19 protein-coding genes are annotated in these 19467 nt (G+C 63.2%); 10 read left to right on the top strand and 9 right to left on the bottom strand.

All coding sequences use genetic code 11. From position 1 onward, the window contains the following. Positions 1-288 precede the first annotated feature (288 nt). Positions 289-1581, bottom strand: a complete 1293-nt coding sequence (locus tag ACI512_RS23915; protein ID WP_236379975.1) for a protein kinase — start codon at positions 1579-1581, stop codon at positions 289-291. Positions 1582-1620: 39 nt separating this feature from the next. Beyond that, positions 1621-2715, bottom strand: coding sequence for a cell division protein ZapE (gene zapE / locus ACI512_RS23910; RefSeq protein WP_236379972.1), 1095 nt, complete (start codon positions 2713-2715; stop codon positions 1621-1623). 215 nt (positions 2716-2930) lie between these two features. On the opposite strand from zapE, the gene ACI512_RS23905 reads away from it, so the two are divergent. The 7 genes from ACI512_RS23905 (at position 2931) to ACI512_RS23875 (ending at position 9227) form a co-directional block, all read left to right on the top strand. After that, positions 2931-3428 (top strand): spore coat U domain-containing protein, encoded by a 498-nt coding sequence (locus tag ACI512_RS23905; RefSeq protein WP_236379977.1) that lies wholly within the window; start codon positions 2931-2933, stop codon positions 3426-3428. Next, complete coding sequence (locus tag ACI512_RS23900) at positions 3422-3964, top strand: spore coat protein U domain-containing protein (RefSeq protein ID WP_015884701.1); 543 nt, start codon at positions 3422-3424, stop codon at positions 3962-3964. Before ACI512_RS23905 ends, ACI512_RS23900 begins: the two co-directional genes overlap by 7 nt. A gap of 18 nt (positions 3965-3982) precedes the next feature. Continuing rightward, entirely contained in the window at positions 3983-4525 is a 543-nt protein-coding gene (locus ACI512_RS23895) for a spore coat protein U domain-containing protein (RefSeq protein WP_064055429.1), read from the top strand. A gap of 2 nt (positions 4526-4527) precedes the next feature. Beyond that, positions 4528-5016: a spore coat U domain-containing protein gene (locus ACI512_RS23890; RefSeq protein ID WP_231810053.1), complete on the top strand. Its 489-nt coding sequence runs from the start codon at positions 4528-4530 to the stop codon at positions 5014-5016. Positions 5017-5041: 25 nt separating this feature from the next. After that, positions 5042-5830, top strand: coding sequence for a molecular chaperone (locus tag ACI512_RS23885; protein ID WP_236379970.1), 789 nt, complete (start codon positions 5042-5044; stop codon positions 5828-5830). A 71-nt stretch (positions 5831-5901) separates the two neighbouring features. Then, the gene (locus tag ACI512_RS23880; protein ID WP_236379968.1) at positions 5902-8259 is read left to right on the top strand and encodes a fimbria/pilus outer membrane usher protein; all 2358 of its coding nucleotides are present in this window, start codon (positions 5902-5904) and stop codon (positions 8257-8259) included. Further along, positions 8250-9227, top strand: coding sequence for a spore coat protein U domain-containing protein (locus ACI512_RS23875; protein WP_405121383.1), 978 nt, complete (start codon positions 8250-8252; stop codon positions 9225-9227). Before ACI512_RS23880 ends, ACI512_RS23875 begins: the two co-directional genes overlap by 10 nt. On the opposite strand, the gene ACI512_RS23870 is transcribed toward ACI512_RS23875, so the two are convergent. After that, positions 9224-9961, bottom strand: a complete 738-nt coding sequence (locus ACI512_RS23870; protein WP_236379964.1) for an anti-sigma factor — start codon at positions 9959-9961, stop codon at positions 9224-9226. The two genes, ACI512_RS23875 and ACI512_RS23870, sit on opposite strands and share 4 nt — an antisense overlap. After that, a complete protein-coding gene (locus ACI512_RS23865; RefSeq protein WP_043205560.1) occupies positions 9958-10464 on the bottom strand; it encodes a sigma-70 family RNA polymerase sigma factor in 507 nt (168 codons plus the stop codon). Before ACI512_RS23865 ends, ACI512_RS23870 begins: the two co-directional genes overlap by 4 nt. A 167-nt stretch (positions 10465-10631) precedes the next feature. Between ACI512_RS23865 and ACI512_RS23860 the strand changes: the two genes are divergently transcribed. Next, positions 10632-11714, top strand: coding sequence for a catalase family peroxidase (locus tag ACI512_RS23860; RefSeq protein ID WP_236379962.1), 1083 nt, complete (start codon positions 10632-10634; stop codon positions 11712-11714). After that, the gene (locus tag ACI512_RS23855; RefSeq protein WP_012725017.1) at positions 11711-12250 is read left to right on the top strand and encodes a cytochrome b; all 540 of its coding nucleotides are present in this window, start codon (positions 11711-11713) and stop codon (positions 12248-12250) included. Before ACI512_RS23860 ends, ACI512_RS23855 begins: the two co-directional genes overlap by 4 nt. A gap of 130 nt (positions 12251-12380) precedes the next feature. Here the strand turns inward: ACI512_RS23855 and ACI512_RS23850 are convergent, their stop codons facing one another. After that, positions 12381-13532 (bottom strand): M14-type cytosolic carboxypeptidase, encoded by a 1152-nt coding sequence (locus ACI512_RS23850; RefSeq protein WP_043205559.1) that lies wholly within the window; start codon positions 13530-13532, stop codon positions 12381-12383. Positions 13533-13997: 465 nt separating this feature from the next. Beyond that, positions 13998-14348, bottom strand: a complete 351-nt coding sequence (locus ACI512_RS23845; RefSeq protein WP_046035556.1) for a DUF6124 family protein — start codon at positions 14346-14348, stop codon at positions 13998-14000. A 130-nt stretch (positions 14349-14478) separates the two neighbouring features. On the opposite strand from ACI512_RS23845, the gene ACI512_RS23840 reads away from it, so the two are divergent. Beyond that, positions 14479-15111, top strand: a complete 633-nt coding sequence (locus ACI512_RS23840) for a LexA family transcriptional regulator (protein WP_046035555.1) — start codon at positions 14479-14481, stop codon at positions 15109-15111. Here the strand turns inward: ACI512_RS23840 and ACI512_RS23835 are convergent. The 3 genes from ACI512_RS23835 to ACI512_RS23825 are packed head-to-tail and all read right to left on the bottom strand — an operon-like array spanning position 15108 to position 19459. Continuing rightward, positions 15108-17033 (bottom strand): acetyl/propionyl/methylcrotonyl-CoA carboxylase subunit alpha, encoded by a 1926-nt coding sequence (locus tag ACI512_RS23835; RefSeq protein ID WP_236379960.1) that lies wholly within the window; start codon positions 17031-17033, stop codon positions 15108-15110. The genes ACI512_RS23840 and ACI512_RS23835 overlap by 4 nt on opposite strands. Beyond that, entirely contained in the window at positions 17030-17836 is an 807-nt protein-coding gene (locus tag ACI512_RS23830; protein ID WP_046035554.1) for a gamma-carboxygeranoyl-CoA hydratase, read from the bottom strand. Before ACI512_RS23830 ends, ACI512_RS23835 begins: the two co-directional genes overlap by 4 nt. Positions 17837-17851: 15 nt before the next feature. Further along, entirely contained in the window at positions 17852-19459 is a 1608-nt protein-coding gene (locus ACI512_RS23825; RefSeq protein ID WP_046035553.1) for a carboxyl transferase domain-containing protein, read from the bottom strand. Positions 19460-19467: the final 8 nt, after the last annotated feature.

Genomic DNA, 19467 nt, shown 5'->3' with positions numbered 1-19467 from the left:
TGCCCGTAATCCGACAGGTATTTGGGGGGCCGCCGCCACGCGCCATCCATGGCGCGGGGCGGCTAAACCGGAATCCCTGCCGGTTTACCCCCCAAATCCCTGTCGAATTCCGGCCAGCGTGTTTGACGGGGCGCCTGAGATCAAAAGCGAGATCAAGATCACGATCAAGAGCGGCTCGCTTCGCATCGTGGTTACGCTCTATGTGACGACAGCGGTCTGTCAGTCAGCTTGGTTGTAGCTGACCCGCCGACATCGCAGGCAAGCCAGCTCCCCCATTTGGATTGGGTTTCAGCCCCGATTCAGCAGTGATTCGATTTCATCGAACCCCGGCCGCGCCAATACATTGGGCTGACAGCAGCTTATTTGCAGCGCGACCAGTCCATCACTCACCTGATCCTCAACCCGCTCCAACAACTCCCCCAGCAACACGCCGAACGCCCGCACTTCAATACGCTGCAACGCTTTGGTCTCCAGGGTTTCCGCCGTGGCATGGAACGACGCCGCGCCAAAATCCCCCAGCAGGCAGTCCCCCGCTTCATTCCAGAGGATATTGTGGCCATACAGGTCGCCATGGGTGATGCCATGCCGATGCAGATGCGCGCCTACCGACGCGACTCCGCGTGCCATGCGCAGCGCCACTTCAAGGCTGAAGCAAGCGCCCGCTTCGTAGATGTCGCGTGTGCACGAGGCCAGGCTCGGCAAGGCCGCGAGGTTGCGGTAGCTCGGGTCGATCAGCTCCATCACCAGTGCGGCCTGGTCGTCAGGGTGGCCGACAACGCGGCCCTCGACCTTGATCAGGTTGGGGTGCAATCCGGCGGCAATGCAGGCCTGCATTTCGTGCAGTGGCGAGCCGTCGCTGGTGATGCTGCCTTTATACAGTTTGACGGCGACGGCTTTGCCCGACGGTTTCCACAGCGCTTTACGGATGACGCCGGAAGCGCCTTCGCCGAGGACTTCGGCCAGTGCCAGGTCGGACCAGGGAATATTCGCGGTAGTCTCATCGCCCGCCACCTCGACGGCCATTTCCACCGGGTTACCGGCATAGGCCAGCCAGGTCAGGCTGGGCAGCGTCAGCAGCCACTGCGGTAACCGGGTGAAGCGGTTGGAGGCAATGCGGAGCAATTCGAGGTTGTGGCAGTTGGCCAGGCTTTCCGGCAGGTGCGTCAGCTCGTTGCCGGCCAGCATCAGCTTTTGCAGGAGTGGCCGTTCGCCCAATTCACTCGGCAACTGGCTGATGCGGTTATCGGTCAGGATCAGCCAGCGCAGCAGGGGCGGCAATGCGGCGGCGGGCACGTGGCTGATCCGGTTGGCCTTGAAGCCGATCATGCTCAGCTTGGCGCACTGGCCCAGGCTGGCCGGCAGCTCGGTGAACAGGTTGTCCGAGCAGAACAGCACGCGCAGGTGCGGCAGGCGGTGCAGGTCGTCGGGCAGGCGGCTCAGGGCGTTACCGCTGAGGTTGAGGATTTCCAGGGAGTCGGCCAGTTCGAAGATTTCCCGGGGGAATTCGGTCAGCCCGCAGGACAGGTCCAGGCGCGTGATGCCGGCCAATTGGCCGGCCTTGAGTTGGGCGAGGGTATTCATGAACGGCGCGGTCACTCGGCAAGAAGGCGTAAATGGCGCTCATGATACCGGGTCGGGCACCGGTTGCGGGCAGGTCTGTTGCAACTGCCCGAGACGGCTGGCAGTACGGGCCAGGTCGATGGCCTGGCCGCCCAAGGCGATGTCGAGGGGCTGCTCACCGATAAGCACCAGGTGCTTGTCCCGGTCGTAGAGCACGTCCACCAAGTTGATAAAACGCTGCTGCACGGCAATCGGGCACTCCGCCAGTTGAGGCAGGCCGTCGATGACCCAGTGATCGTAGTCCTGGCACAGCAGCAGGTAGTCCATGACCGCCGTGAGTTGTTCGCACAGGTCGTTGAACGTGAAGGCAACGCTGCGTCCCGCGTGGCGCCGGCACATCAAGGTCCGGTGGCCGACGGCCAAGGGCTGGGGCGGGCAGTCCGCAGCGGGCAGATCAAGTGCTGCACGCTGGCTTGCGGTTCCCGGCCATACGTACTGACCGCTGGTAAAACGTTGCGCGCTCTGCGCCTGGGGCAGGCTGCGAAAGTCCTGCGGCGAGCTGACCTCCAGCACCTCCATGCGCGCGTCGATCAGGTCGATCACCGGCTTGAATCGCTCGTGGTACAGGGGGTTGGGCAGCAAGCCTTGCGGCGCATAGTTGGACGTCACCAGCACCAGCACACCGCGCTCGAACAAGGCCTTGAACAGCCGCGTGATCAGCATGGCATCGCCGATATCGTGGACGTGGAATTCGTCGAAACACAGCACCCGGCAATCAGCCAGCCGTTCATCGAGGGCCACGGCCAGGGCATCGTCCTGCTCACGGTGGGTGAACATGTCGCGATGCAGTTGGGCGAAAAAGTCATGGAAGTGCACGCGCTGCTTCTGCGCAATCGGCAACGCCTGGAAAAAACCGTCCAGCAGCCAGCTTTTGCCGCGCCCCACCGGTCCGTGCAGGTACAGGCTGCGGGCGGGTTGGCCGGCGAGCAAGTGCTGGGTTTCCCGGGCCAATGCTGCAATGGCTCGGGTTTGACCGGTGCTGAGGGTGTAACCCTGTTGCTCGGCCTTTTGCTGAAAGAACGCGGGGAGGGGCGAGGCGTCGAGGGGGGCGGTGTGTTTACCGAGCAGGCGACGGATCAGGGAAAGCGCGGCCAATGCAAGTCACTCTATAGTTCAGTGGTTGCTCACTTTAGGGCGCTCGTCGCGTTTTGACCAATAGAGAAGGGCGTTGCCCGCTATCTCGAAAAAGCCTGTCACGAAGGTAATCCTGTCCAGACTGGCAGTTTCTCGCTGAGTGTCTAACCTTCTACAAAGGAGTAACCCCTGTACAAGGATTTGGGGCAGTGAAGGGACGAGCAGTATTGGCAGTCATGGGCGCGACGCTCTGCAGCACGGCTTACGGCGCACAACTCCAGGTGGAGGTGCGTATCGACGTGCAGCGGGGCTGTCAGTTGGTGGGTACTACCCGCGAGGCTGGCATCGAGCAACTGGGTATCTTGGATTTCGGCAGCGGCCCGCGTCTCAACGACCCGGCCGGGCCCTTGAGTGCGGCGTTGATCAGCCAGCGCCAGCCGCGCCTGGAGTGCAACCCCGACACGCCGTATCAAGTGCGCGTGGACGGTGGCCTGCATGGCGGCACCGGTGAAGTGCGCTACCTGAGCGCCACCCCTTCGACCCAACCCATTCCCTATCGCCTATATGCCGACGCCGCGCGGCGCGTGCCGTTGCCGGTGGACGTGCCGCTGAGCGGCCGGGTGCCGGACGCAGGCTTTGTTGACCTGCCGCTTTACGGCCGCATTGAGCCGCTCAAAGACATCCCCGCCGTCGGCCGCTACACCGACCTGCTCAAGGTGACGGTGACATGGTAAGTCGCTGTATGGCCCTGGTGGTCATGGGCGGTCTGCTGGTGCTGGCGGATGACGCGCAGGCCGCTGCCGCCACCGGGCTGATCCAGGCGCGGCTGGTGATCACCGCCAGTTGCGAAGTGAGCAAAGGGGTTGAAAGCGCGCCGGTCAACCCCACGGGCGGCACGGCGATGCTCGACTTCGGCAGCCAAGGGCCGACCTGGAGCAACCCGCTGGGCGCGGGCGTCACCGCGGGCGACAAGGCGCCATTGGCGGTGTCGTGCAACCCCTCGGTCTCGAGCTTCACCGTGACCATCGACGGCGGTACCAACGGCGATGGCACCACCCGGCGCCTGAGCAATGGGCGCCAGATGATTCCTTATCGCCTGTCCGCCGACCCGCAGGGTCACAGCACCTACAGCATCGGGCAGCAACACAATTTTGTCGTGGCCAAGGGCACCCAGATACCGATCCCGGTGTTTGGCTCCGTGGTCGCAAATACCAGTGCCTTACCGGCAGGGATCTACACCGACACGTTGACGGTGACACTGGACTGGTAACTCAAGAGGATGGAAACCATGCATGTACTTGTTTCTCGATTAGGCGTTTGCGCGCTGGGCCTGGCGATGGCCTCCAGCCTCAACGCGGCAACCACGGTGACCGGGCAGATCACGTCCAGCCTGATATTGATCTCCAGCTGCCAGGTCAACGGCTCTGGGGCGGCCACCGGCTTGAACTTCGGTAGCTTGAACTTCGGCACCACCAACAGCTTGTTCACCAACGCCGATGCGCAGTTGCTCGGCGGTACCGGCACGGGGGGCGGATTGTCGATCCTGTGTTCCAGTGGCACCACGCCAGCCGTCAAGGTGCGCGCCGGTGCGCATGACGGCGCTTCCCCAGGCGGCAGCCGTGCGCTGGCCGACGGTGCGGGCAACTTCGTGCCCTACGACTTCTACACCGACAGCGGCCACTCCGCGTTGTTGGCGATCGACGGCGTGATCACCCTCGCCGCCAGTACCGGCGTGGCGCAGACCGTCAGCCTCTACGGTCGGGCGGTGGGCAAGGCGGGGCTGCCGGCAGGCACCTACACCGACACCGTGGCCGTGGAACTGACGTTCTAGCGATGTGGTTCAGAGCGTTGCTGGCCTGTGCGCTGGCGGTGCCGCTGCCGTTATCGGCGGTGACCAGCCAGAGCTTCCAGGTGAGCGCGACCATCACCCCTGGCTGCCTGATTGTGGGCGGGAGCTCCAATTACGGCGCGCTGACCTACGGCAGTCATTCGGCCCTGGCGACCAGCACCGTCACGGCGGCGCTGACAGCGGGCGTCACGTTGCAATGCACGCCGGGGGTGGCGCTGAGCATGAGCGTCGACGGTGGGTTGCACGGCAGCACCGGGCGTAATTTGCAGCACAGCAGCGGCAGTGCGCGGGTGGCGTATCAGTTATTTCGGGATGCGGCGTTCAGCCAGAGCCTGGGGATCGGCCAGAGCGTCAACGTGGCTTACAGCGATGCGAACACCATCAGCCTGCCGATCTACGGGCGGGTGCAATTGCCGGGCAATCAGCCTGGGGGGACGTACAGCGACACGCTGCAAGTGCAGCTGACGTGGTAAGGCTATTGGTATAAGGAGTGGGGTTATGCGTTCACCTTCCCGGCGGCTGTGGGCCGCGGGTCTTGCCTTGAGTGCCGCGTGCACGGCGGGGCTAGTGCAAGCGGCCAGCTCGGTGCTGATCTGGCCCATCGATCCGGTGCTGGAGGCCGATCAACAGGCCAGCGCACTGTGGCTGGAAAACCGTGGGACCGAAACCGCGAGCTTGCAGATTCGCGTCTTTGCCTGGAGCCAGAGCGGCTTCGACGAGCACTACCAAAACCAGCGCGAGGTGATCGGCAGCCCGCCCGTGGCGCGGATCGAGCCGGGGCAGAAACAACTGGTACGCCTGACCCGCACCCGTGAAGTGCCGCCGGGGCAAGAGTTGGCCTACCGCATCATCATCGATGAAATCCCTTCACCCTTGCAGGTGCCCACGCCGCCGGAAGGCAAGAACACGGCAGCGGCGATCCGCTTTCAGATGCGTTATTCGGTGCCACTGTTTGCCTACGGCGCGGGCCTGTGGAGCAAGGACGACAGCACGCGCCAGCGCGACCCCAAGGGCGCCGGCAAACCGGAGCTGAGCTGGCACAAGGTCACGGTGGCAGGGCGCAACTACATCGAAGTGCGCAACCAGGGCGCCGTGCATGCGCGCCTCACCGATGCGTCATTCAAGCAGGGTGGGCAGACGCGGCCGTTGGTGGACGGCCTGTTGGGCTACGTACTGCCGGGCGCAACCATGCGCTGGCCGGTGCCGGATACGTTGTCGGCCGACCAGCCGCTGCAGGTCAGGATCAACGGTGCGCCGCAGTTGGAGAACCTGGCGCCGAAGCGGTAACCGCAGGGTAGCGGGGCTGGGAAGCCCCGGGTTTTAAACGGATGGAGATGTCCATTGAAGGACACAACGCCATGATGAGTCGTGGTCTGGCTCGTGGTATATGGCTGTCGGTGGTAAGCGGGCTGGGCGGCGCAATGATTGCGCTTCCAGGCGTGGCTGGCGACCTGCCACCGCCCCCCAGCAGTATGGAGGCTGTCGCCGATGCACAGTTGTTTCTGGAGTTGGTGGTCAACCAGATGGACACCGGCCGTGTTATTGCGGTCGATCAACGGGCCGGGCAACTCTACGTGCCGGCCAGTGCGCTGCAGGATGTGGGCATGAAGCTGCCCGGTGAACCGAGTGGCAGTGTGGCGCTGGACCAGATCCCCGGCCTGCACAGCGAGTACGACAGCCATGGCCAGCGCCTGTTGCTGGATGTGCCACCGTCGTGGCTGCAGGCGCAATTCATCGGCAACCGCAACACCTATCCGCGTACCCAGGCGATGAGCAGCTTCGGCGCCTTGCTCAACTATGACCTGTATTTCAACGACACCGACGAAGGCGGCAGCTACCTCGCCGCCTGGAACGAAGTGCGCCTGTTCGACAACTGGGGCACCTTGTCCAATACCGGTCAGTATCGCCAGACCCTGGCCGATGGGGTCGGCAGCAGTACGCTCAACAACGGCTACCGGCGCTACGACACCACCTGGCGTTTCTCCGATGATGAGCAGCTGCTGACCTACGAGGCCGGTGACGTGATCAGCGGCGCCTTGCCTTGGAGCAGTTCGGTGCGCCTGGGCGGCGTGCAACTGTCGCGGGACTTTGCGGTGCGCCCGGACCTGGTGACCTATCCTTTGCCGCAATTTGCCGGTGAGGCTGCGGTGCCATCGTCGGTGGACCTGTTTATCAACGGCTACAAGTCCGACAGCGCACTGCTGCAACCGGGGCCTTACACGCTGACCAATGTGCCGTTTATCAACGGAGCGGGCGAAGCCGTGGTGGTGACCACCGACGCCCTGGGTCGCCAGGTCTCGACCACCGTGCCGTTCTATGTGACCAGCACGTTGCTGCAACAGGGCCTGACGGATTTCTCGGTGGCCGCCGGTACCTTGCGCCGGGAGTACGCCCTGAAGGATTTTGCCTATGGGTCGGGTGTGGTCAGCGGCACCTTTCGTTATGGGTATTCCGACAACCTGACCTTGGAAACCCATGCCGAAGCGTCCAGCGACCTGACCCTGGGCGGCCTGGGCGGCAACCTGCGGCTGGGCAACTTCGGCGTGCTCAACACGGCCGTCAGTCAAAGCCAGTTCGAAGGCCGCACCGGCCAGCAACTGAGCCTGGGGTATCAGTACAACAGCACGCGCTACAGCCTGTCCTATCAGCGGGTGGAGCGACACGAAGCGTACGCCGACCTGACCCTGGTCGACACGCCTTACGCCAGCCTCAGCAAGCGCAGCGAGCAGGTAACCCTGAGCCTCAACCTTGAGCGTTTCGGCAGCCTGGGTGTGGGGTATTTCGACGTGCAGGCGGCGGACGATTCGCGCACGCGCCTGCTCAACCTGAGCTGGAGCAAACCGCTGTGGCGCAACACCAGTTTCTACCTGTCGGCCAACCGTGAGATCGGCGACAGCAACTGGGCGATGCAGGCGCAACTGGTGATTCCGTTTGATCTCAACGGCAGCCTGGCCCTGAGCACCGAGCGCAGCAAGGAGGGTGCCAGCCGCCAGCGCCTCAACTACAGCCACGCGGTGCCCAGCGAAGGCGGGCTGGGCTACAACCTCGGTTATGCCCAGGGCGCTGGCCCGGCGTACCGGCAGGCCGACCTGACGTGGCGCTTGCAATCGGTGCAGTTGCAGGCTGGCGTATACGGCAGCAGCGATGCCGAGACGCGTTGGGCGGATGCCAGTGGCTCGCTGGTGTGGATGGGCGGCGACGCCTTTGCCGCCAACCGCATCAACGATGCCTTTGTGGTGGTGAGTACCCAGGGTTTCGCCGGGATTCCGGTGCGCTACGAGAACCAGTTGGTGGGCGAAACCGACCGCAACGGCCATCTTCTGGTGCCGTGGAGCAGCGCGTATTACCGCGCCAAGTATGAAATCGATCCGCTGAACCTGCCGCTCAACGTGCAGAGCCCGAATGTGGAACAGCGTGTGTCGGTGCGGCGTGGCAGCGGCTACCTGCTGGAGTTTCCATTGCGCCGGGTACTCGCGGCCAGCGTCACCCTGGTGGACACCCTGCATCAGGAGTTGCCCCTGGGCAGCCTGGTGGTGCACGAGCAAAGCAACCAGCAGGCGGTGGTCGGCTGGGATGGCCTGGTGTACCTGGAAAATCTCTCGGGGCACAACACCCTGCACGTCACGCTGGGCGAAGGGCGCACCTGCCAGGCGCGGTTTGATATCGATGAGCAACAACAGGATGTGCCGCTGATCGGGCCGTTGGTATGCCAATGAGGGGAATGGGGTGGCTGTGTGTCGTGGGCGTAGTGTTTTCGGGCCAGGCCATGGCGCTGTGTTCGGTGGTGACCACGACGCCGGCGAGTTTCGGTTCGATCAGCTCGATGACGGTGCGCACGGCGGCGCAGGCCAGTTCGACGGCCAATGCAGGGTTGAGCTGCACCTCGGCGTTGATTTCGCTGCTGGTGTCTTCCGACCACTTCTACGCGACGATCACCTCCTCCAACACCGGGATGGTCGGGCCAACCGGCGATGTCATCGGCTATACGATTTACGGCAGCAACAGCACCAGTTTCCCGATAACCAGAGGCACCCAATTTGAATTCGGTGGAGCCGGGGGGATTGCCCAAGGCATCGGGTTGATCGCGGGGCCTGGGACAAAAACCGTACCGCTGTACGTGAGCAGCATCACCGGCAGCAACGTCGCTGCGGGGTTGTACACCGAGACCTTGAACATTGCCTGGAACTGGAACTACTGCTCGGGGATCGGCATTGGAGGTATCTGCCTGGGCCGTGACATCGGCAGCGGCACGGCAGCGTTGACCGTGAGCATGACCGTCACCAATGACTGCCAGATCACCGCGCCCAATATCAGCTTTGGCAGCGCGCCGGTGGTCAGTGGGTTCTCCACCGTGACCGGGCAGACCAGCATTTCCTGCACCAAAGGCAGCGCCTACAGCGTCGGCCTGAGTGACGGCCAGAACCCGCTCAGCGTGGGCGGACGACGGCGCATGGTGTCCGGCGGCAACTACCTGGCCTACGATATTTTCAAAAGCGCCGGGACCACCCGCTGGGGCAGCGTGGGCGCAGCGCGTCGCGACAGCTCCACCGCCGAAATCAACCCCGGCAACGGCCTGGGCACCGGTAGCCAGGTGTTCAACTACAACGCTAGGGTCTACACCGACCAGAACACTCCACCCGCCGGTACCTATCTCGACAACGTGGTACTCGACGTGGGCTTTTAGAACGTCTGCATCGGTGGTGTGGGCTGACCCACCGGGCTGACCACCGCATAGTTGTAGCCGGCGCCGGACCAGTATTGGGCCTGCAAGCCATCGGCACTGCGGCTGCCACGGGGCAGGAAGCCGTTTTCGGGACCCGGTGGACGGATGTAGAAACTGATGCGCCGCCCTTGCCGGTCTTCGTACAGCACCATGGCCGCCGCGCCTTGCTCGGTGGTGAGCAAGCGCCCGCTGACCGGCGTGAAGCCCGATGCGCTCAAGTCAGGCAGGCGGTGCGCCTGGTTGAAGTAGCGGTCGAGCCAGGCCTGCATCGTGCCGTCGCCCTGGACCTTGTAGTCGGCGGGCATGATGCCGTCCTGGGCAAACAAGCGGAACGCCTGCATCGCGTCGGCCATTGGCAGCAGGGGCGGTTGGGTGGCTTCACGGGCGTGCCAGCCGCCGAGGCCGCCGAGGCTGACGGCGATCAGCAGCACGGCTGCGGTGGCGACGTGGCGACGCGACTGGTGCTTGATGCGTTGGCGGATCAGCGCCGGGTCCAGGTCCGGGTTGGCCGGCTGTTGCAGCGCACCGCCCAATGCCGCGCGCAGCAACTGTGCATCGTGCTGCCAGGCGTGGACCTGAGCCGCAACGTCCGGGTGGGCGGCCAAATAGGTTTCCAGCACACGGCGATCACTCTCCAGCAGTTGATGATCGACGTAGGCATGCAAATCGCGTTCGCTGGGGGGCAGGCTGATCATTTGAGTCTCCGCAGGGAAGGGCTGGCAATTTCGCCATCACTGAGTTGACGCAGGGCTTGGCGTGCCCGCGACAGGCGCGACATCACGGTACCGATGGGCACCTCGAGGATCTCGGCGACCTCCTTGTAGCTCAAGCCTTCGACGGAGACCCACAGCAGCAGCGCGCGCTGCTCGGTGCTGAGTTGATCGAAGGCTTGCAGGGTCGACTGGGCGATCACCGTGCGTTCCACCGACGGTTGCACATCGTCGCGTCCGGTGAAGAACTCCAGCATGCGTGCGTAGCGCCGGGTGCGGCGGTGGGCATCGAGGAATTGTCGGTAGAGGATTGAGAACAGCCAGGCGCGCAAGTCGCCTTCGATGCGTTTATCGGCCCAACTGATGATCCCCCGCTCCAGGGTCGACTGCACCAGGTCGTCGGCGCTGCTGGCGTTACGGGTCAGGGACACGGCAAAGCGCCGTAGCCTGGGGATGAGTTCACGTAACTGTTCGTCGAGTTCATGCATGGGCGTCTGGCGGGTCACTACGCTGGGACTAGAGAGACGTGCGGCGTTGAAAGTTATTCCCTGTGTTGGGAAATAAATCCACGGCCCGGGAATAGAGCGGATCGGCGTTCGTCTTAATGCTCCGACCTTATGTTCACCCCTAAGGCCTTTGGCCCTGGAGTTTCTTCATGGTAGATCACTCATCACCGCCCCGTCCCCCGTTGAGCACTGCGAGCCTGATCGCGCGCCTGGCGGGTATCGGTGCCGTGGTTGCGGTTGTGGCGGGGGCATTTGCCTACGTCAATGGCACCCTCGACCCACAGCGCCTGCGCCCGAAAACCTTGGTCAACGCCCTGGAAACCAACAATGGCGTGCACCCCGGCTTCCGACGTAACCATGCCAAGGGCGTGTGCGTGGCGGGGTATTTCGAGAGCAGTGCCGAAGCCCGGGCCTACTCCAGCGCCGAGGTGTTCAGCGCGGCCAAGACCCCGCTGATCGGTCGGTTTGCGTTGCCCAGCGGCAACCCCTATGCGCCGGACAGCAGTGTACCGATCCGCAGTTTTGCCGTGCAATTCAGCCAGGCCAACGGCCAGCAGTGGCGCACCGGCATGAACAGCATGCCGGTGTTCCCGGTGGGCACGCCCGAGGCGTTCTACCAGATGCTCAAGGCCGGCGCACCGGAGCCCGCCACCGGCAAACCGAACCCGGCGAGTATGCCAGCGTTCTTTGCCGCCCATCCCGAGACCGCGTCGTTTCTGGCATGGGTCAAGACCGCCAAGCCTTCGGCCAGTTATGCGACCGAAACCTACAACGGTATCAACGCGTTTTACCTGGTGGGTGCCGATGGCAAGCGCCAGGCCGTGCGTTGGGGCGTCGTACCCCTGAGTCAAGACGCACCGGGCGATACCGCCCCAGCGGGGAGTGATTTCCTCGAGAAAGACCTGGTACAGCGCCTGTCTGCCGGGCCGCTGCGTTGGCAGTTAAGCATGACCCTGGCCAACCCCGGCGACCCGTTGGACGATGCGAGCAAGGCCTGGACCGGCGAGCATAAGGTCATCAACGCCGGCACCCTGGTGTTGCAAAGCAGCCAGCCGCAAGCGGACGGTGCTTGCCGTGATATCAACTTTGATCCGCTGATTTTGCCCAGTGGCATTGAAGCCACCAATGACCCCCTGCTGGCGGCACGTTCAGCAGCGTACGCCAGCTCGTACCTGCGCCGTGCCGGTGAAGTCAGCCCGTTGCATAGCGCCCCTCAGGAGTCGAAGCCATGAATGCCCAACCCCGGTTTTTCGCCCCCTTGGCGCGTCTGTTGCACTGGCTGATGGCGCTGATGGTCATCGCCATGCTGTTTATCGGCGCGGGCCTGGCGGCTTCGGTGTCGGAGCGGCATGAGTGGTTGATTCACCTGCACAAGCCGCTGGGTATTGCGATTCTGGCGTTGGTGATCGTGCGGTTGGTGGTGCGTTTTTCCACCCGCCAACCGCCGTTGCCAGCCGACTTGCCGCTGTGGCAAGTGCTGGCGGCCAAGGCGTCCCACCTGGTGCTGTATGCCTTGATGCTGGTGCTGCCGCTGCTGGGCTGGGCAATGATTTCGGCGGCCGGCGACCCGGTGATGCTCAGCAGTTCGGTGCAGTTGCCGGCGCTGGTGGGGGCGAATGCGCCGCTGTTCGCGGTGCTGCGCAAGGCCCACGGGTTTCTCGCCTACCTGTTGTTCCTGACGGTGCTCTTGCACCTGGCGGCGGCGCTGTTCCATGGGCTGGTCCGACGCGATGGCGTGCTGCAAAGCATGACCGGCTCCAAACATTAACCCTGTAGTGAGCGAGCTTGCTCGCGCTGGGCTGCGAAGCAGCCCCAAAATAGGCCCAGTCGATGCCTCTGCAGCATCGCCGTGCCAGGATTGGGGCCGCTAAGCAGCCCCGCGCAAGCAAGCCACAACCTCAGCGCAGAACGTCGACGATATCAGCAACCGTACTCAACACGTCCTTGCCCAACTGCATCGAGCGTTTGCCTGACCAGCCGGTGTGCAGGTCGGGCGCGTCGTCGTTATCCTTGAATGGCATTTCCAGGGTCAGCGACAGGCAGTCGTATTGTTGGCCTACCGCATTGCACGCCAGGGTCATGTTGGCTTCTCCCGGCAGGTCGCGGGTGTAGCCGTAGGTGGTCTGGAAGTCGCGGGTCAGCGCGCTCAGGTGGCCACGGAAGTGTTTTTCCAACGCCTCGATGCGCGGGGTATAACCGGGGTTACCCTCGCAGCCCGCGGTGAACACGTAGGGAATTTCCTCGTCACCGTGGATATCGAGGAACAGGTCGACGCCGTACGTTTCCATTTGCTGCTGTACGAACAGCACTTCCGGGCTGATCTCCTGGCTGGCGCTCTGCCAGGCACGGTTAAGGTCCTGGCCCATGGCGTTGGTGCGCAGGTGACCGTGGAAGGCGCCATCGGGATTCATGTTGGGCACCAGGTACAGGTCGGCGACTTTCAGCAGTTTTTTCAGCTCGGCGTCACCGTCCTGCTGCAGGCGTTCGATGATGCCCTCCATAAACCATTCGGCCATGTGCTCGCCAGGATGCTGTTGGGCGATGATCCAGATCTTGCGGCGGCCTTCGCCGCCTTTGCCGCGACGTAGCAGTTGGATATCACGGCCTTCGACACTTTTACCGGTGGCCAGCAGCTTCGTGCCGGCACGGCTCAGGGCCTTGTCGATCAATGCGTCGTGGCGCTCGCGGCTGTAGGGCTCGAAGTAGGCAAACCACGCGTGTTTCTCGCGGGTTTCGAGGCTGATGTGCAGGATTTCCCCATCAAAGCGCGAAGGCACCCGGAACCAGTTGATATGGTCATAAGAGGCCACGGCGTTGTAGCCGCTCCACGCGTGCGGGTAGGAAGACTTGCTCGCGTTGCTCAGGCGGAACGTGTGGGTGTGGCCCACGTGCATGCCTTCGGCCTTGAAGTGGAACCACTGGAAGTGTGGGCTGCGCGTGTCGGGTTTGATTGCCAGCAACAACTGATAGGCATCGTGGGCATCCAGTACCTGGATATTGCCACTGTCGAAGTCGGTGCTGATTTTGATGGAGGTCAAGGCCACGGTCATAGTCTGGGTGCCTGAATATGAGTGTTGTGGCGCCATATTACACAGGAGTCTGGTAAAGGCTGGACGCAAAATTGTTGCTGGGGGAGGGGGGGCGTCATCCGTGACGCCGCCGCAGCTTAGAATCTATGAGATTGATTCTCAAGCGCTATTTCGCAAAGATGTGAGCCAGAGCGCTCGACCGACTTTCTTTCGGCGATGGTCTTTTGCTACCATGCGCGCCATCGAGCAACACACAGTCTTCATTAGCCTGAAGCCATGCCGGGGAAACCGGCAAAAAAAAGACCCGGCCAAAGAGCCGGGTCAAAAACCGTGATTAGCCTGATGAGGAGATATTCCAAGAGTCCGACCTAAGGTCCCTTGGTCTATCGACTGATCTCGCGATCAGCTGAGCCCAATAATAATCATTATCATTTGCAAGTCAAATGTTTTTATCCGTGAGATAGAAATATTTTTCTTCCGCGCCGGTTACCCGTTTGCCTGAGCCACTGGCACCTGCAACGACCGCTCCACCATCGCCTTCGCCATATCAATCAAATACACCACTGAAAACGCCAGGTCACGATGATTGCCCTGATGGCTGCTTGCTGATTCATAGGCGGTGGCCGCGGCGCTGCGCAGCAGGTCTGAAGCGTGTATCAGGGCTTCCTCCTGGCTGATGCCTGGCTTGAGGGTGAACAGGGCTCCATCCGGAAATGATTCCGAACTATCTTCTTTCAAGTAAAAATCCAGCGCGCGCTTGGCGGCACCGCTATGGCGCAGGTCGTGCAGTTCAGTGTCTTCAGCGGTTTCAGGCAGGAAGTTGGGGCTGGTCGTCATGGGGGGCGGTACTCCGGATGGGTGTCGAAAACCTTATGTCCGATGATAGTACGTATCGTATTTATGTCGTTTTATGGATTACTACAAACTGTTTATTGCCCTGAAAACTCCATGACGTATTGTCAGCCCCATGGATAACTGGATTGCGTTGGTCAGGACCAACATGGAAGACCGCAAGGTCACACAAGGGGAGTTGGCCGAGCGCTTGGGCATGTCCCAGGGCGGCGTTGGCCATTGGCTCAACAAACGGCGGGCGCCAAGCCTGGTGGACATGAACCGGGTCCTGGCGGCGCTGGGGCTGGGGTACCTTGAAGTCGCACTGGATATCCGCGAGCGGGCCGAGGAAGCCCCACCGGAGAAAAACTACAACCCGTATTACCGCTACCCGGTCAGCGATTGGAGAGGGGTGTGCGAGGTGCGCGAAGAACGGGCGCCTTATGGCGTGTCCCGCTTTGAACTGACGGATTATCACGCCCAGGGCGACGCCTTTTGGCTGCCGGTCACAGGCGATGCCATGACCGCCCCCAGCGGTCTGAGTGTCAGTGCGGGCATGATGATCCTGGTAGACCCGGCCATCGCGGCCGAGCCCGGCAAGCTGGTGGTCGCCCAATGGGCCGAGAGCCCACACGCGACCTTCCGCCAGTTGCTGGAAGAGAGCGGCCAGCTTTACCTGGTGCCGCTCAATCCCACCTACCCGAAACGGCTGTTCACTGACGAATGCCGCATCCTCGGCGTGGTGGTTCAAGCCACGGCGAAGTTCTAGCCAGCCGTTTCGAGCTCCACCAGCGCGCAACCTTCTGCAACCATTTCACCTTCCTGGCAGAACAGCGCCTTGACCACTCCAGCCTGGGGCGCGCGGATACTGTGTTCCATCTTCATGGCCTCCAGGACCACCAGTGGCGTGCCGGCCTCCACGTTTTGTCCGACCTCCACCAGCACCCGCACGATGCTGCCGTTCATCGGCGCGGTAAGGCCGCCTTGGTGGGACTGGTTGGCCTCGACCGCTGCAATCGGATCGAACAGCGTCACCGCCTGCATCTCGCCGTCCCAGCGCAGATACACCGTGTGGCCATGGCGCACCGCCAAATGGCTGCGACGCACGCCCTGTTGCTCGATCAGCAGCTGTTCGCCGCGTAGCTGGGCGCCGTCCGCGGCCAGAGTAACCAGTCGATCCTGGCCGTTGCAGCTCAAATGCAGCGAAACCTCGGCCGGCAATCCAGCACGAAACCCACGTTTATCCGCCCAAGGCCCTTCACCCGGCGGCAAACTCTGGATATAGGCCGCGCCTGCGGCTTGCCAGAATTCATCGCCCAGTTGCCCGGGCGCCGGCAGCAACTCGTCCTGGTAACGCGGAATAAACCCGGTATCCAACTCGGCCGCCGCGAACGCAGGATGCCCGATAATGCGCCGCAAAAAGCCCAGGTTGGTCTTCAGCCCGCCCACGGCAAACTCATCCAGCATGCCCAGCAACCGCAGCCGCGCCTGTTCACGGTCCTCGCCCCAGGCAATCAGCTTGCCGAGCATGGGGTCGTAGAAGGGCGACACGTTGTCGCCTTGCTCGACGCCACTGTCCACCCGGCAGCCCGGCCTTGGCGTGGATTCGCGGTACAGCGCGAGATGCCCGGTAGCCGGCAGGAAATCATTCGCGGGGTCCTCGGCATACAGTCGCACTTCGATTGCATGGCCGATCAGCGGCACCTGCTCCTGGGTGATCGGCAAAGCCTCGCCCTGGGCAACACGAATCTGCCAGGCCACCAAATCCAGTCCGGTGATCGCCTCGGTCACGGGATGCTCCACCTGCAGCCGCGTGTTCATCTCCATGAAGAAGAACTCGCCGCGCGCGTCCAGCAAAAACTCCACCGTACCGGCGCCGACATACCCAATGGCCTGTGCTGCACGCACGGCAGCTTCGCCCATGGCCTTGCGTTGTTCAACGCTCAACCCCGGCGCGGGTGCTTCCTCGACCACCTTCTGGTGGCGACGCTGGATCGAACAGTCGCGTTCATTGAGGTACAGGCAATGCCCATGCTGGTCGGCAAACACCTGGATCTCCACATGACGCGGCTTGAGCAGGTATTTTTCCACCAGCATCTGCCCATTGCCGAAGGACGACAGCGCCTCACGCTGGGCCGACGCGAGCGCCTCGGCCAATTGGCTGACGTCCTCGACCACCTTCATGCCTTTGCCGCCGCCACCGGCTGTAGCCTTGAGCAGCACGGGGTAGCCGATGCGTTCGCAGGCGGCGCGGAAGGTGTCCAGGTCCTGGGCTTCGCCGTGGTAACCCGGCACCAGCGGCACACCGGCGGTTTCCATCAGGGCCTTGGCCGCCGACTTGCTGCCCATGGCATCGATCGCCGAGGCGGGTGGGCCGAGGAAGATCAAGCCAGCGGCTTCAATGGCGCGGGCAAACCCGGCGTTCTCCGACAAAAAACCGTAACCCGGATGAATCGCCTGGGCGCCGCTGGCCTGGGCGGCGGCGATCAGTTTGTCGATTTGCAGGTAACTGTCAGTGGCCTTGCTGCCCCCCAGGTCGACACGAATATCCGCCTCGCGACTGTGACGCGCATCGCGGTCGATGGCGCTGTGCACCGCCACGGTGGTCAGGCCCATCGCCTTGGCGGTGCGCATCACCCGGCAGGCAATCTCGCCTCGGTTGGCCACCAGCACGGTCGTCAATGTTGTCATGAACGCGGCTCCTGAGGCTGCCAGCTCGGTGGACGTTTTTGCAGGAAGGCGCGCAAGCCTTCCTGGCCCTCGGCGCTCACGCGAATACGCGCAATGGCGTTTTCGCAGTAGCGGCGCAAGGCCGGGGTGAGGGCGCCGTTGCCCACTTCGCGCAGCAAGTCCTTGCTGGCGCGCATCGCCGCCGGGCTGTTGTGCAGCAGGTTGGCGATCCACTGTTCGACCTGACGGTCCAGCTCGCCAATCGGGTAACTCTCTGCCAGCAAACCTATGTCCCGCGCGCGTTGGCCGCCAAAGCGCTCGGCGGTCAGGGCATAGCGCCGCGCCGCGCGTTCGCCGATGGCTTGCACCACGAACGGGCTGATCACGGCCGGCGCCAGGCCGATGCGTACTTCCGACAGGCAGAACTGCGCGTCATCCGCGCCAATTGCCATGTCACAGCAACTGATCAAGCCCAGCGCGCCACCGTAGGCTGCGCCTTGCACTACTGCGAGGGTCGGGATTTTCAGCTTGGCCAGGTTGTACATCAGCTCCGCCAGTTCGCGGGCATCGTCCAGGTTGGTGTGGTAGTCCAACTCGGCCGATTGCTGCATCCAGGCCAGGTCGGCTCCGGCGCTGAAGTGTTTGCCGCGCCCGCGCAGCACCAGAAAACGCAGGGACGGATCGCCTTGCACCTGGTCGAGGGCGATGATCAGTTCGCGGATCATTTCGGCATTGAACGCGTTGTTCTTGGCTTCACGACTAAGCCACAGCGTGGCAAAACCACGGCTGTCGGTGATCAGTTCGAGGGTATTGAAATCGCTCATGGGGTACGGCTCCATTTACATGCGGAACACGCCGAAGCGGCTCGGCTCGATGGGGGCATTCAGCGAGGCGGACAAGGCCAGTGCCAGCACGTCACGGGTCTGCAACGGGTCAATTACGCCGTCGTCCCACAGGCGCGCGCTGGAATAGTAGGGGTGGCCCTGGGTGTCGTACTGGTCGAGGATCGGCTGCTTGATTGCCGCCTCTTCTTCGGCGCTGAATCCCACGCCTGCGCGTTCGGCCTGCTCGCGCTTGACCTGCACCAGCACACCGGCCGCCTGCTCGGCGCCCATCACGCCAATGCGTGCATTCGGCCACATCCACAGGAAGCGTGGGTCGTAGGCGCGGCCACACATGCCGTAGTTACCCGCGCCAAAGCTGCCGCCGATGATCACCGTAAACTTCGGCACCTTGGCGCAGGCCACTGCGGTGACCAGCTTGGCGCCGTGCTTGGCGATGCCACCGGCTTCGTACTTCTGGCCGACCATGAAGCCGGTGATGTTCTGCAGGAACAACAGGGGAATGCCGCGCTGGCAGGCCAGCTCGATAAAGTGCGCGCCTTTTTGCGCGGCTTCGGCGAACAGAATCCCGTTGTTGGCCAGGACCGCAATCGGGTAGCCGTGCAAGTGCGCAAAACCGCACACCAGGGTGGTCCCAAACAGCGCCTTGAACTCATCGAACACTGAACCGTCGACCAGGCGTGCGATCACTTCGCGCACATCAAAGGGCTGCTTGGCGTCGGCCGGGATAACCCCGTACAGCTCTTCGCTGCTGTACAACGGCGCCACGGGCGGGCGTTGCAGCAACTCGCCCTGTTTGCGCCAATTGAGGTTGGCCACGCTGCGGCGGGCCAGCGCCAATGCGTGTTCATCGCTGTCGGCATAGTGGTCGGCCACGCCGGAGACCTTGCAGTGCACATCGGCACCGCCGAGGTCTTCGGCGCTGACCACTTCACCGGTCGCGGCTTTCACCAGCGGCGGGCCGGCGAGGAAGATGGTGGCCTGGTTGCGCACCATGATCGCTTCGTCGGCCATCGCCGGCACATACGCGCCACCGGCAGTGCACGAGCCCATCACCACGGCGATCTGCGGGATGCCTTGGGCGCTCATGTTGGCTTGGTTGAAGAAGATCCGGCCGAAATGCTCGCGATCGGGAAACACTTCGTCCTGACGCGGCAGATTGGCGCCGCCGGAGTCCACCAGGTAGATGCACGGCAGGCGGTTCTGCTCGGCAATGGTCTGCGCGCGCAGGTGTTTTTTGACCGTGAGCGGGTAGTAGGAACCGCCTTTCACCGTGGCGTCGTTGGCGACGATCATGCATTCGACGCCTTCCACGCAGCCGATCCCGGCAATCACCCCAGCGGCCGGCACGTCTTCGCCGTACACCTGATGGGCGGCCAGTTGGCTGAGTTCAAGAAACGGCGAGCCGGGGTCGAGCAAACGATTGATGCGCTCGCGAGGCAGCAGTTTGCCGCGCGAGGTGTGCCGCTCCTGGGCCTTGGCGCCGCCGCCTTGTTGCACGTGGGCGAGTAGGGTGTGCAGGGCGTCGACCTGTTGGCGCATCGCCGCGCTGTTGGCGGCAAACTCCGCCGAGCGTGGGTTGAGCTGGCTGTGCAAGGTGGCCATGGTGCGCT

The sequence above is a fragment of the Pseudomonas petroselini genome (genome assembly GCF_045037875.1).
Taxonomy (GTDB): Bacteria; Pseudomonadota; Gammaproteobacteria; order Pseudomonadales; family Pseudomonadaceae; genus Aquipseudomonas; species Aquipseudomonas petroselini.
Note: the sequence above shows the minus strand (reverse complement) of the source record. Positions and strands in the feature narration are given on the sequence as shown.

Bases quoted from the DNA above. Each gene is read 5' to 3' on its own strand.
- ACI512_RS23860 (WP_236379962.1), top strand. From the start codon at position 10,632: ATGGTAGATCACTCATCACCGCCCCGTCCCCCGTTGAGCACTGCGAGC.
- ACI512_RS23870 (WP_236379964.1), bottom strand. From the start codon at position 9,961: ATGATCAGCCTGCCCCCCAGCGAACGCGATTTGCATGCCTACGTCGAT.
- ACI512_RS23900 (WP_015884701.1), top strand. From the start codon at position 3,422: ATGGTAAGTCGCTGTATGGCCCTGGTGGTCATGGGCGGTCTGCTGGTG.
- ACI512_RS23895 (WP_064055429.1), top strand. From the start codon at position 3,983: ATGCATGTACTTGTTTCTCGATTAGGCGTTTGCGCGCTGGGCCTGGCG.
- ACI512_RS23875 (WP_405121383.1), top strand. From the start codon at position 8,250: ATGCCAATGAGGGGAATGGGGTGGCTGTGTGTCGTGGGCGTAGTGTTT.
- ACI512_RS23845 (WP_046035556.1), bottom strand. From the start codon at position 14,348: ATGACGACCAGCCCCAACTTCCTGCCTGAAACCGCTGAAGACACTGAA.
- ACI512_RS23850 (WP_043205559.1), bottom strand. From the start codon at position 13,532: ATGACCGTGGCCTTGACCTCCATCAAAATCAGCACCGACTTCGACAGT.
- ACI512_RS23835 (WP_236379960.1), bottom strand. From the start codon at position 17,033: ATGACAACATTGACGACCGTGCTGGTGGCCAACCGAGGCGAGATTGCC.
- ACI512_RS23915 (WP_236379975.1), bottom strand. From the start codon at position 1,581: ATGAATACCCTCGCCCAACTCAAGGCCGGCCAATTGGCCGGCATCACG.
- ACI512_RS23855 (WP_012725017.1), top strand. From the start codon at position 11,711: ATGAATGCCCAACCCCGGTTTTTCGCCCCCTTGGCGCGTCTGTTGCAC.
- ACI512_RS23830 (WP_046035554.1), bottom strand. From the start codon at position 17,836: ATGAGCGATTTCAATACCCTCGAACTGATCACCGACAGCCGTGGTTTT.
- ACI512_RS23890 (WP_231810053.1), top strand. From the start codon at position 4,528: ATGTGGTTCAGAGCGTTGCTGGCCTGTGCGCTGGCGGTGCCGCTGCCG.
- ACI512_RS23885 (WP_236379970.1), top strand. From the start codon at position 5,042: ATGCGTTCACCTTCCCGGCGGCTGTGGGCCGCGGGTCTTGCCTTGAGT.
- ACI512_RS23840 (WP_046035555.1), top strand. From the start codon at position 14,479: ATGGATAACTGGATTGCGTTGGTCAGGACCAACATGGAAGACCGCAAG.
- ACI512_RS23825 (WP_046035553.1), bottom strand. From the start codon at position 19,459: ATGGCCACCTTGCACAGCCAGCTCAACCCACGCTCGGCGGAGTTTGCC.
- ACI512_RS23880 (WP_236379968.1), top strand. From the start codon at position 5,902: ATGATGAGTCGTGGTCTGGCTCGTGGTATATGGCTGTCGGTGGTAAGC.
- ACI512_RS23865 (WP_043205560.1), bottom strand. From the start codon at position 10,464: ATGCATGAACTCGACGAACAGTTACGTGAACTCATCCCCAGGCTACGG.
- ACI512_RS23905 (WP_236379977.1), top strand. From the start codon at position 2,931: ATGGGCGCGACGCTCTGCAGCACGGCTTACGGCGCACAACTCCAGGTG.